Raw genomic sequence first — 11,820 nt, forward strand, 5'->3', positions numbered from 1 at the left:
ATCTTTTGGAATACTATGTTCTAACTAAATGGCATTGAAAGCGGGCTTCGCAACTTTGAGTGCTTTCCCCCTCACAATTTCTTCAGCTTTGAAAAGCGAAAATTTCAGGCTGCCTGATAAAGGAGACGGGAGTTGTATTCGGAGTATAAATTATAAATACTGGATGCCTGGGATGACAGGTGGGGGATGTGATGAGATATAAGGAAACGATATGAAGAAGCAGACTTGTAATGTTCGTGGTTATGTAAAAAGTGCATATTGCTTTTTGACGGTATTACAGAGTTGCTATGCTGTGTTAAAATATAAACAATGTTAATATAATACAGTTACATTATTCATTTTATAACTATTTGTAAATGTGTTATGCTATCTTCTGATGAGAGATATATACTGAACACAGTCGTATGAAATGAGAGTGTTCATGAATAGCTGGCTGTCCGGGTTGCCGGGGCTTATGTGATGAAGGAGAGGATATTATTATGGAATTTAATCATGGCGTTTTGTTTTCAGATACATATCAGAAGAAGCTGAAGTCTCAGTTTTATTATGCAGATAAGGATCCACAGTATGGCGCGAGACTTTTCTTTGAGAACTCCGGTGGTTCTCTGAGACTTAAGAAGGCTGTTGAGGCTAAGGCTGCGATTGAGGAATTTCCGGATTGTCCGGAGCGTGCCCGTGGCAGGGGCTTTGATCTGGCTGATTATGTTAAGAATGGTACGCAGGAGATCCTTGAGGTTATTTTTGGTGCGAAGAGTGGTGCGCTTATCACTGAGCTGACTGCTTCTCAGACCATGTTCCATGCGGTTGGTACGATCATGGAAGGTGTTGACTGGGGTAAGAACGCAGTTACTTCTGCTCTGGAGCATCCGTCTGCTCATGATGCGGTTGAGTATTACTGTAAAAAGACCGGCAGAGAGTTTCGTGAGGTTCCGGCTAATAAGGTGACTGGTGGCCTTGATCCGGATGAGATCATGAAGTATGTAGATAAGGATACGGTTCTTCTCAGTATTATGGCTGCTTCCAATATTTCCGGTAATATCATGGATATCAAGGAGATCGCACGTCGTGCAAAAGAGATCAACCCGGATATCTACATTGTAAGTGATGCAGTTCAGCATGCTCCTCATGCAGTGATCGATGTTGAGGACTGGGATGTGGATGTCTGCAACTTTGCACCGTATAAGTTCTTTGGTGTACGTGGCTGCGGTTATGCTTATGTTTCTGACCGTGTTGCTGTGATGCCGCATATCAAGCTGACCTGCAAGGATGATAATGTATGGGCTCTTGGTACTCCGGCTCCGGCTAACTTTGCGGCTATGATGGCTGTTATTGATTATGTTTGCAGTATCGGTAAACATTTCCTAGGCGATTCCGCACAGAAATATAATAAGCGTGAGCTTTTTGTTGAGGGTATGAATCACATTCATCTTCAGGAGAGAGCGCTTCTGTACCGTATGCTGGAAGGTACCGATAAGGTTCCGGGGCTTCGTCATATTCCGGGGGTTCAGGTTTATGTGGATATGGAGGATCTTACTTATAAGGATCTGATCGTTGCCATGGGTATCGAGGGTATTGAATTTGCAGAGTGTGCAAGAAGATATCTTGAGCATGGAGTTACTCTGTTCGAGCGTGTAAAGAGCAGCCCGTATTCCAAACGTATTGTTGAGACTCTTGGCCTTGATGGTGCACTTCGTGTTTCTCCGCTCCATTGCCATGGAACAGATGATATCGATAAATTCCTGAAGATCACTAAGGACATTGCTGAAGGTAAATAAAACAGTTTTTGTAAAAAAATGAAACAGGAACCGCCCTTTTCTCATGTTTTGGCATGGAAGAAAAGGGCGGTTTTTTATGGAACTTCTCAAACCGGAAGGCGCAGAGGTGCTTGCAGAATATGAACATTATAACTGGAAAGGATATGCTGCAATAACCAGAAACCAGTATGGAAAAGGTATGGCATACTATCTGGGATGCATGACAGATAATGCCACACTTCAGAATGTGATAAAAGCTGCTCTTGGCGATGCAGAGGTAAAGTTATCCGGTTATGAATATCCGGTGATCGTTCGTGAAGGAACGAATGATCTTGGAAAAACTGTCTGGTATTTTCTGAATTATTCTGCAAAGGAGCAGTCTGTTGCGTATAAATACAGTGATGGAGAAGACGTACTTACCGGTGAGACGATCAAAGCGGAGTCACAGCTGATCATTCCTGCGTGGGATGTATGGATCGTTGAAGTCTGAGAGACTTTTCTTTACCTTGACATCTTCCGTGAGAGTATGCACAATAAGAGTATCATAAACTTGTCGTACAGAAATAAATTATGAAACAAGGGGTGACAAACATGCAGAACATTCTCATTGTAGTAGACATGCAAAATGATTTCATCGACGGTGCACTTGGCACGAAGGAGGCAGCTGCCATTGTTCCGAAGGTGGAGGAGAAGATCCGGAATTTTGAAGGAAAGGTATTTTTTACAAGGGATACCCATGAAACGTATTATCTGGAGACACAGGAAGGGAAAAACCTTCCGGTTCCTCACTGTATCAGGGGCACAGATGGATGGCAGATTCGGGAAGAGCTGGACGCCTTAAGGAAAACAGAACCCATTGATAAAGAAACCTTCGGCTCCACTGATCTTGCCGGGGAATTGACTATGATCGATGAAGATGAAGGAATCGGAAGTATTACTCTTGTGGGACTTTGCACAGATATCTGTGTGATCTCCAATGCTCTGCTGATCAAAGCATCCCTTCCGGAAGTGCCGATCTGTGTTGATGCCACGTGCTGCGCAGGTGTAACACCGGAGAGTCATGAGAATGCACTGAAAGCTATGGAGGCGTGCCAGATCAGGATTATCCGGTAAGAAGGATGAAACCACAGGAAAGGAGAAAACTATGAAAAAGAAGCTTCTGAAAAAATTAATGGTCCTTGCGCTGTCCGCAGTAACTGCCTTCAGTGCGGTACCGGTAGCAACGGTAACAGCAGCAGGTAATCCCTATCCTACAACACAGGATGTGGATCGAGATGGCTTATACGAGATTCCCTGCACACGCTTTGCATGGCAGTGCGTGTATGACAGACAGGGAATTGCATTGCCTTCATGGGGAAATGCGGTAAGCTGGTGGCAAAATGCTATCAATCAGGGCTATGCAGTAGGAAATGAGCCTGTTCCCGGTTCTATTGCTGTATGGAGCGGAGATTATTACGGACATGTTGCTTATGTAACAGCTAATCTTGGAAACAACAGATTTACGGTAGATGAGGGAGGAAGAACGGACAAAGATCAGACATCCTCTCATGGAGTTGCATATGGATATACACTGACCAATGCAGTCGGAGGAAGGCGCCCTTATGATTCCAACAAGGTGCTGCTTGGCTTTATCTATCCGGGCGTTCGTGTACCGGGCAAGCCATATGTGAGCGTGAATCCGGGAAAAGCGAATCAGACCACAACGTTTTCCTGGAATGCAACAAGCTATGCCAGATATTATGATGTATATGTGTATAAAGCAGGAGAATCCAATCCGACGCAATTTCAGTATGGAGTGAATGGAACAAGCTGGTCCTGCACACTGCCGGCGGGGAATTACAGGGTAGCGGTGGCATCTGTGAATCATGCACAGTATGCATATACATTTTCGGATTCTGTGAATTTCACTGTCCAGGCAGCTCCGGTCACACATACACATAGCTATCAGAGAGTAACAGTAAAGGCAACCACCACTGCCAACGGATATACACAGGAGCAGTGCAGCTGCGGAAGTATACAGAATAAACAGATCATCTATTATCCGAAAAAAATACAGCTTTCCAGAACAAGCTATACTTATAATGGAAAAGTAAAAAAGCCAACGGTAAAGGTTACAGACAGCAACAACAGGGTGATCAGTGCAGACAACTATACAGTTACCTATTCTGCCGGAAGAAAATATGTTGGAACTTACCGGGTAACAGTTCGGTTTAAAGGCAATTACTCGGGAACCGTTACAAAAACCTTTAAGATTACCGGAAAAGCTCATAAACACAGCTACAAAAAACAGGTGAAGAAAGCAACTACATCCAGGAACGGATATGTCCAGTATCTTTGCTCCTGCGGTGCGGTGACCGGAAAGAAAACAATCTATTATCCGAAGACAATAAAGCTTTCTGCAACAAGCTATACATACGACGGAAAAGTAAAAACACCGAAGGTAAAAGTAACCGGTGTGAATAAAAAAACCATCAGTTCCGGCAATTACAAGGTGTCATATTCCCGTGGAAGAAAAAATGTTGGTACTTATAAGGTAACGGTGAAGTTTAAGGGGAATTACAGCGGAACCGTAACAAAGACCTTTAAGATCAAGGCGAAACCTAAAAATTGGGTTTATGTGGATACGCTTCCAAAGAATATCACTTCCGATAAATATACGATCCAGTATAAACACACCTATCAGAAAACAACCTCCAGCTATGTCAACGATGGTGGTGTTTATGAGTCTGAAAGACCACTGGAGACATCTGCTTCCAGACAGCTGGTGGGCTATTATTACTATCATTTCTGTGGACCGAATACCGGACAGAATGTAAACTTTGCACAGACGGGCTCTTATGTACATTTTGACAGTGTGGCAGCCAGTCAGGTAACCGTAGCTGCTTCCGGCGCAGATGGAGATGACCCGAGCATTACCTATTATCTGCTGAACTGGAACGGGAACGGCAGCCGGGTATGGTGCTCCAGCGGAACTACCTGTAACGGCGCCTACGGAAGCCACGGAGCCAGAGGCCAGGCCTGGTACCGCATGAACCAGTACCAGAACAAAAAACTCCAGACTCAGACCACAACCTCCGAAAGTGATTGGACAACCGGTAAAGACAGCACAGCAGTAAAAACCGTTTACCGTTATAAAGCAAAATAGATCATAGATCAGTCATAAATCACAGTCATAAATCAGAAACTTCCTCATGTATCAGAAAAAACTGATATGTGAGGGAGTTTTTTGGGATAAATGTAAAGAAACTTATTTCAAAACGGATCAAAATTTTGTAGTAAGCGACCGACAAAGCTTTACATATATTGTACAATTTATGAAATACAGGAAAAAAATGACGGGATATCTGTAGCTTGCACCGAAGGTGGGCGGTGACAATATCGCCTGTGTATCCATGTTCGGCTTCCCGGAGAAGATGAATAAACAGGCTCCGGAGGCAAGAGAAAGGATTGAAAAAGAACTGCTGAAGTAAACTGAATATTCTTGCATAAGCTGTCGCATTAATGTGCTACAGCTTATTTTTTTGAAAAATACCGATAAAAATGTGGACAAAACCAAAAATATGAAAATTATGCGAAATATATAATATAAACCCGGCGTTGATAAAAAATATATAGATATATTTACAAATCAACATTACGGATATCAATACCTGAGGAAGTGGGAAAACAACGGGAGGAAGAGAATATGCTGAAATTTTTTAAAGGAAAAGATAAAGGGAATTTAATCTATGCACCCTGTAAGGGTAGAGTGGTTCCCCTTGCGGAGGTTCCGGACCCTGTCTTTGCGGATAAGGTACTGGGTGACGGTTTCGCCGTGATCCCGGCAGACGGCAGGATATATGCTCCGGCAGACGGTGAGGTGGCAATGGTATTTGATACGCTTCATGCAGTTACGCTGACAAGCACTCAGGGCGCGGAAATACTGATACATATCGGACTGGATACAGTCACACTTAAGGGAGAACCCTTTAAAGCCCACGTTGCAGCAGGTGACAAGGTTAAAAAGGGTGACCTTCTGATAGAGGCTGATCTGGACAAAATTGAGAAAGCCGGTTTAAACACGATTATCCCGGTTCTGATCTGCAACACAGATGATTACGGAAAGATAAGCCTCCAGAAGGAGGGGGATGTTTCGGCGGATGAAGCCGTCCTCAAGCTTTCATGATCATCTTCATGCAGCTGACAGGCTTATAGCAGCCCGGAGATAGTAGCAATTTTCGGGGTGTTATAACCGGAGTGATCCGGTCAAATATATTTATTTTAAGGGAGGGGAAATATATGAAATTTCTTCAAAAACTGGGAAAAGCGTTAATGCTTCCGGTGGCAGTACTGCCAATCTGTGGTATCCTCATGGGTATCGGATACTGGTTATGTCCGGCAACCATGCAGGGTGGAGACATTCATGGCGCAGCCAATCTGATCGGTCTGTTTCTGGTTAAGGCAGGCGGAGCTCTGATCGACAACATGGCAATCCTTTTTGCTATCGGTGTTGGTGTCGGTATGTCAGAAAAGAATGACGGAACCGGCGGAATCGCTGCACTTGCATCCTGGCTGATGCTCACAACACTTCTTTCTACAGGATTTGTTACAACCATCATGCCATCAATCGCTGACAGTGCAACAAAAACTCTTGCATTTGACAAAATTGCGAATCCTTTTATCGGAATCCTTGCCGGTATTATCGGATCTACATGCTATAACAAATTCAAGAGCACCAAGCTTCCTGACTGGCTGTCATTCTTCAGCGGCAAGCGCTGCGTAGCGATTATCGCAGGAGTGGTTTCCATTATTGTATCTGTTGTATTACTGTTTGTATGGCCATTACTTTTCAGTGCACTTGTAGCATTAGGAAAAGCAGTTGCAGGTATGGATGTTGTTGGTGCAGGTATCTATGCATTCCTGAACCGTCTGCTGATCCCTACCGGATTACATCACGCACTGAACAATGTATTCTGGTTTGACACCATCGGACTTGGTGATCTTCAGCACTTCTGGGCAGGTGAAACCTCTGCAGATGTATCCTGGAGCCTTGGAATGTACATGTCCGGATTCTTCCCATGTATGATGTTTGGTATTCCTGGTGCAGCACTTGCAATGGTTAAATGTGCGAAACCTGCAAAGAAAAAAGTTGCCATCGGTCTTGTTGCATCTGCAGCGATCTGTGCATTTATCTGTGGTGTAACTGAGCCGTTCGAGTTTGGATTTATGTTCCTTGCTCCTGGCCTCTATGTGATCTATGCATTACTTTACGGTATCTTTACCATGATCACAGTTGCTCTTGGCTTCCGTGCAGGCTTCAGCTTCTCCGCCGGTGCGATGGATTTACTTTTCTCATCCTCACTTCCGGCAGCACAGAAGACATGGCTCATCCTTCCTCTTGGAATTGCAGCATTTATCGTATTCTATGTTGTATTCCTTTTTGCCATCAAGAAATTTGATCTGAAGACTCCGGGAAGAGAAGACGATGACGATCTTGAGGCAGAGAAGAATATCGAGCTTGCAAATGATGACTATACTGCTATTGCCGCGAAGATCCTGGAAGGCTGTGGCGGAAAAGAGAACATCACAAGCATCGATAACTGCATCACAAGACTGAGACTTGAGGTTAAGGATATTACAGCTGTAAATGATAAGGTGATCAAATCTGCAGGTGTTGCAGGCGTGATCAAACCTGGAAAAACTTCTGTACAGGTTATTATCGGAACCAAGGTTCAGTTTGTTGCAGATGCATTTTCTGCGCTTTGTAAATAATGGTTTTTTTGGAGTTAGGTATTTGTTAAAATAATTATGGGGGCAGCAGAACTGTGAAAACGGTTCTGCTGCTGTTTTTTGTATACCTTATATTGACCAATACTTTCAAAAAGCGTAGAATGTTACTTCGATAAAAAGCAACCGGTCAGTGCGTTTACAATTGCAATATTTCTACAGGGGGAATGAAGTTAATGAAATCCTGCATATTTCACAAAAAATATCTTTTAGCCGGCATATATATTATTTTTGTTCTGTTTACCTGCTGTAATTCCCGATTTTATCATACACCGCTGGCAAAAATATGTTCCGTAACAGAAAAACAGACTCTGAGCAGAGAAGGAACCAGGGGCTCAAAAGAATATTATTATACTCAGAATATTACGGCACGGATATTAAACGGTTCGCATAAAGGGGAAAAAATAACGGTCTCTAATGAATATACATCTTCTCAGGTTCAGACCAAGAAATATCATAAAGGAGACACCGTTCTTTTAAGCGGTTCAAAGGAAAGCCCCGGAAAAACGATACGTTCTGTAAAAAGGGATGGGTATCTGGCATTACTGGCAGGAGGATTATTTTTTCTGCTGATCTGCATTACAGGAAAGCAGGGATTTTACACGATCATATCACTGATACTGAATACAGTCATATTTGCGTATGGATTTCAGGCTTTTACAGAAGGGAAAAATATTTTAAATATCTGTAATGTCATCGCAGTTCTTTTTTCACTGACTACATTGATCTGCTTAAATGGAATTCATAGAAAAACATTTTCCTCAGTTCTTTCAACACTGTGTGTTCTGTTTCTGATCATGGCATTGTTTGAATTTTCTATTTATATGTACGGAGATCTGGATTATTCCAATCTGGAATACCTTGGAAGTACAGGCAATTCAGCAGATATATTCTGGGCAGATATTATGCTGACAGGACTTGGTGCAATTATGGATGTGACGGTGACGATCAGCGCAGCAGTAGGAGAGATCGTGCGGAAAAATCCATCGGTTTCTCTGAGAAGACTGATACATTCCGGTCGTGAAATCGGATATGATATTATGGGAACCATGATAAATGTACTGCTGTTTGTTTTGGCAAGCGGCATGATTCCCATGTTCATACTTAAGATGAATAATGATATAAGCTTTGTAACGATCGTGAGATACCACATTCCATATGATATCTGTCGTTTTCTGATAGAAAGTATTGGAATTGTACTGGCAATACCGGTATCTGTTTTTATTGCTTCAGTGATTATGAAAATACCATCACGGAAAAGGGGTGTCAGAGAATGATCATTTTTCTTGCATTGATTTTAATTTTTCTGGTGATCTTGATTGGCGGAGAGCGTGGAGCCATGTCAATTATGACACTGGCGGGGAATATTGTAATTTTATTTTTTTCAATTATGCTGATGTCTGCCGGTTTTCCTGTACTGCTCCTGATATTGGTGGCAGGTGCAGGTGTCTGTTATATTTCTCTGTTTTATCAGAACGGAAATAATCCAAAGACGCGGGCGGCTTTTCTGGCTACACTGCTGGTAATGTTACTTTTGTTTATTCCGATTTATATTATTACATGGAGATCAGGAAGTTACGGGTTAAATGAGCTGCAGATTTCGGAAGACGATTTTATGTATTATTACAGTACGGACCTTCATATTAACATGCTTCATGTAGGAATATTTGTAACTGTTTTCAGTACTCTTGGGGCTGTTATCGATACAGCATTATCTGTAACATCTTCTGTATATGAAGTCTGGACTCATAAAAACAGTCTGACAGCGAAAGAGCTTACAGCTTCTGGCTATCAGGTTGGGAAAGAAATTATCGGTACAACGGTAAATACGTTGCTGTTTGCTTATCTTGGAGGAACTATTTTATTATTTTCATACATTCAGACACAGCAATATAGCCTAGAGATCATTCTTAATTCCCAGTTCCTATTCCAGGATGTTGCAGCCATGCTATCTGGTGCGGTAGCCTGCCTTATTACCGTCCCGGTATCGATTAAATGTATTATTCGACAGATCTCATGAAGCATATCTCCACTGCACTGAATACGGAATCCATGGTCCCGATACAGATGTTCTTTTCTGTATTCAGCAGACGTGGGCTCTTTTTTATGAAAGCAGTTATTATATTTATGTATTTATGGGAGTGTTTTTTCAGGCAGTTCCATTTCTGATCCTGGGAGTCCTTCTATCTTCGGCGCTTAAGACATATGTATCGGAAAAATGGATCGTAAAATTACGGAAAATGTGAAGAAAGTGTGAAACTAGCACTCGCCTCTTGACAGTGCTAATAATGCGTGTTATAGTACATACAGAACAAAGGAAGAGAGAAAAAAGAAATCTTCCGGAGAAAGTTCTTACAGAATTTGCAGATGTTTTCAGAAACAGTAAATTAAAAACGCCTGCGCAGCACGCAGCGAATATAGATCAGGAGGAATGAGTTATGTTAATGCCAAGTATTTTCGGAGAAGATTTATTTGATGATTTTATGGGATATCCGACAGGCCGTCAGGCAGCTGCCAATGCTTATCCTCAGGTGAAGGATATGATGAAGACAGATATCCGTGATGTAGATGGCAATTATGAACTGGAGATCGATCTTCCGGGATTTAAGAAAGAGGATGTGAAGATCCAGCTGAAGAATGGTTATCTGAACATTCAGGCAACCAGAGAAGAGAAGAAAGACGAGAAGGATGATAAAGGTAAATATGTTCGCAGAGAACGTTATACAGGAACCTGCAACAGAAGCTTTTATGTAGGCTCGAGCATTAAGCATGAAGATATCCATGCGAAATATGAGAACGGAATCCTTCATGTAACCTTCCCGAAGGAAGAGACCAAGAAAGAAGCAGAAGAGAAGAAATTTGTTTCTATTGATTGATCAGCATTTATTGTGAAGCCCCGGTACTGGATTGCAAGCTCCGGGTGATGGGATATAGCATAATAACAATATCCGGAACAACCCAAACGGATATTGCAAATATTAAAGCTCCAAATTGCACATCGCATTTGTTTATATAAATGAATATAACCCCCTTTTTTCAACCCCTCTGCCAATGCCTGGCAGAGGGGTTCTTTACGTTTCAGCCTGAAGTACAGAGGTGAATTTTGATTATTGTTTACTGGTAATATTCCGCGAAGCGTGTTGCTGAGAACGGAGTGAACAGTAACGAATTCTGATTAACTTTACACTCTTTCCTCACTCTGTTATACTTGGAACAGGTAAACAGCGGAAATTCGGCAATACTATAAAATTGGGGAAAGAGTTTTTACAGAGGTGAATATATGGGAGATAAGATCAAGGTTATCATGGACTGTGATCCCGGAATCGATGACGGGATCGCACTGGCATATGCGGCAGCACATCAGGATGAACTGGAGCTGCTTGCAGTGACGACATCTGCAGGAAGTACCAGGATAGAAAGAGTGACCAAAAATGCACTGGAGCTGGTGGATTTTTACGGACTGAAGGTTCCGGTGGCAGGAGGCCAGGACCGTCCTCTTGTGAAAGCGGCAATTTATGCGGAAGAATTCCACGGAGAGACAGGGCTTGGCCATTGCGTACTGCCGGAAGCAAAATCAGAGGCTGCTTCTGATAATGCAGTGCTTTTTATCCGTGACATTCTGAATGCCATTCCTGAGGGCGAGCAGGTAGTAATGATCGAAACTGCACCAATGACTAATCTTGCACTTCTGTTAAAGGTTTTTCCTGAAATAAAGAATAAGATCAGAAAAATCGTATTTACAGGCGGTGCAGCAAAAGGCGGAAACATCACACCGGCAGCGGAATTCAACATCTACGCAGATCCGGAGGCGGCAAAGATCGTATTCGATTCCGGAATTCCACTGATCATGTGTGGACTGGATGCTACCCTGAAATGTAATCTCACCAGAAACCAGATCATGAAGCTGTGCCAGTCCGGTGATCCGGCAGCCAGAGCCTGTGGAGATATGGCTGGCTACGTACTTGAAAATTTTTCCAAATATCGCTGCGTGGCAAGTATCCATGCTGCTGTACCGTTTATGTATCTCATCCATCCGGAGTTCTTTAAAACAGAAAAAGTATTCCTGGATGTGGATTGTTCAGACGGTGCCGGACGGGGTGCCACATTATGCGATTTCCGCTGGTGGCTACACGAAGAAGACGAAATGAAAGATATGATTCTGACAGATGCAGATACAGAAAGCTTCCAGCAGGAGCTGTTTGAAGCGATTTATTCTGTGTCCGAATGTAAAAATATGAAATAGCCGGACAACGATCCGGAAACAGCTGCATTTATGAAGCAGCTGAGCAGTCAGATAAGA

At 42.8% G+C, this 11,820-nt stretch carries 10 protein-coding genes and 1 pseudogene; all 11 read left to right on the plus strand.

Annotated features, from left to right (window positions below):
* Positions 1 to 479: 479 nt before the first annotated feature.
* The 11 genes and pseudogenes from NE671_RS11240 (at position 480) to NE671_RS11290 (ending at position 11,763) form a co-directional block, all read left to right on the plus strand.
* Entirely contained in the window at positions 480 to 1,775 is a 1,296-nt protein-coding gene (locus NE671_RS11240) for an aminotransferase class V-fold PLP-dependent enzyme (protein WP_173739579.1), read from the plus strand.
* A gap of 76 nt (positions 1,776 to 1,851) precedes the next feature.
* Positions 1,852 to 2,244, plus strand: a complete 393-nt coding sequence (locus NE671_RS11245) for a beta-galactosidase trimerization domain-containing protein (protein WP_173739580.1) — start codon at positions 1,852 to 1,854, stop codon at positions 2,242 to 2,244.
* A 101-nt stretch (positions 2,245 to 2,345) separates the two neighbouring features.
* Positions 2,346 to 2,867, plus strand: coding sequence for a cysteine hydrolase family protein (locus NE671_RS11250; protein ID WP_256163977.1), 522 nt, complete (start codon positions 2,346 to 2,348; stop codon positions 2,865 to 2,867).
* A 31-nt stretch (positions 2,868 to 2,898) separates the two neighbouring features.
* Entirely contained in the window at positions 2,899 to 4,899 is a 2,001-nt protein-coding gene (locus NE671_RS11255) for a CHAP domain-containing protein (RefSeq protein WP_256163978.1), read from the plus strand.
* 208 nt (positions 4,900 to 5,107) lie between these two features.
* Positions 5,108 to 5,224 (plus strand): annotated as a pseudogene (locus NE671_RS16060) (sugar phosphate isomerase/epimerase); the annotation flags it as partial.
* Between the two features lie 215 nt (positions 5,225 to 5,439).
* Positions 5,440 to 5,919 carry a PTS sugar transporter subunit IIA gene (locus NE671_RS11265; protein ID WP_015526406.1) on the plus strand — a complete coding sequence of 160 codons (480 nt, stop codon included), beginning with the start codon at positions 5,440 to 5,442 and terminating at the stop codon, positions 5,917 to 5,919.
* Positions 5,920 to 6,032: 113 nt separating this feature from the next.
* On the plus strand, positions 6,033 to 7,505 hold the full coding sequence (locus NE671_RS11270; RefSeq protein ID WP_250789732.1) for a PTS transporter subunit EIIC: 1,473 nt from the start codon (positions 6,033 to 6,035) through the stop codon (positions 7,503 to 7,505).
* Between the two features lie 191 nt (positions 7,506 to 7,696).
* The gene (locus NE671_RS11275) at positions 7,697 to 8,797 is read left to right on the plus strand and encodes a YibE/F family protein (protein WP_059086597.1); all 1,101 of its coding nucleotides are present in this window, start codon (positions 7,697 to 7,699) and stop codon (positions 8,795 to 8,797) included.
* Positions 8,794 to 9,540: a YibE/F family protein gene (locus NE671_RS11280; protein WP_059086598.1), complete on the plus strand. Its 747-nt coding sequence runs from the start codon at positions 8,794 to 8,796 to the stop codon at positions 9,538 to 9,540. The genes NE671_RS11275 and NE671_RS11280 overlap by 4 nt, the downstream gene beginning before the upstream one ends.
* A gap of 418 nt (positions 9,541 to 9,958) precedes the next feature.
* Positions 9,959 to 10,396: an Hsp20/alpha crystallin family protein gene (locus NE671_RS11285; RefSeq protein ID WP_015526401.1), complete on the plus strand. Its 438-nt coding sequence runs from the start codon at positions 9,959 to 9,961 to the stop codon at positions 10,394 to 10,396.
* Positions 10,397 to 10,800: 404 nt separating this feature from the next.
* Positions 10,801 to 11,763 carry a nucleoside hydrolase gene (locus tag NE671_RS11290; protein ID WP_021650274.1) on the plus strand — a complete coding sequence of 321 codons (963 nt, stop codon included), beginning with the start codon at positions 10,801 to 10,803 and terminating at the stop codon, positions 11,761 to 11,763.
* Positions 11,764 to 11,820 lie beyond the last annotated feature (57 nt).

Origin of the sequence: Blautia sp. DFI.9.10 (assembly GCF_024461705.1) — a bacterium.
In the GTDB taxonomy this organism is placed as follows: Bacteria; Bacillota; Clostridia; order Lachnospirales; family Lachnospiraceae; genus Blautia_A; species Blautia_A fusiformis.

Coding starts and splice junctions, on each gene's coding strand:
- NE671_RS11240 (WP_173739579.1), top strand. CDS start 480: ATGGAATTTAATCATGGCGTTTTGTTTTCAGATACATATCAGAAGAAG.
- NE671_RS11255 (WP_256163978.1), top strand. CDS start 2,899: ATGAAAAAGAAGCTTCTGAAAAAATTAATGGTCCTTGCGCTGTCCGCA.
- NE671_RS11285 (WP_015526401.1), top strand. CDS start 9,959: ATGTTAATGCCAAGTATTTTCGGAGAAGATTTATTTGATGATTTTATG.
- NE671_RS11265 (WP_015526406.1), top strand. CDS start 5,440: ATGCTGAAATTTTTTAAAGGAAAAGATAAAGGGAATTTAATCTATGCA.
- NE671_RS11270 (WP_250789732.1), top strand. CDS start 6,033: ATGAAATTTCTTCAAAAACTGGGAAAAGCGTTAATGCTTCCGGTGGCA.
- NE671_RS11275 (WP_059086597.1), top strand. CDS start 7,697: ATGAAATCCTGCATATTTCACAAAAAATATCTTTTAGCCGGCATATAT.
- NE671_RS11245 (WP_173739580.1), top strand. CDS start 1,852: ATGGAACTTCTCAAACCGGAAGGCGCAGAGGTGCTTGCAGAATATGAA.
- NE671_RS11290 (WP_021650274.1), top strand. CDS start 10,801: ATGGGAGATAAGATCAAGGTTATCATGGACTGTGATCCCGGAATCGAT.
- NE671_RS11250 (WP_256163977.1), top strand. CDS start 2,346: ATGCAGAACATTCTCATTGTAGTAGACATGCAAAATGATTTCATCGAC.
- NE671_RS11280 (WP_059086598.1), top strand. CDS start 8,794: ATGATCATTTTTCTTGCATTGATTTTAATTTTTCTGGTGATCTTGATT.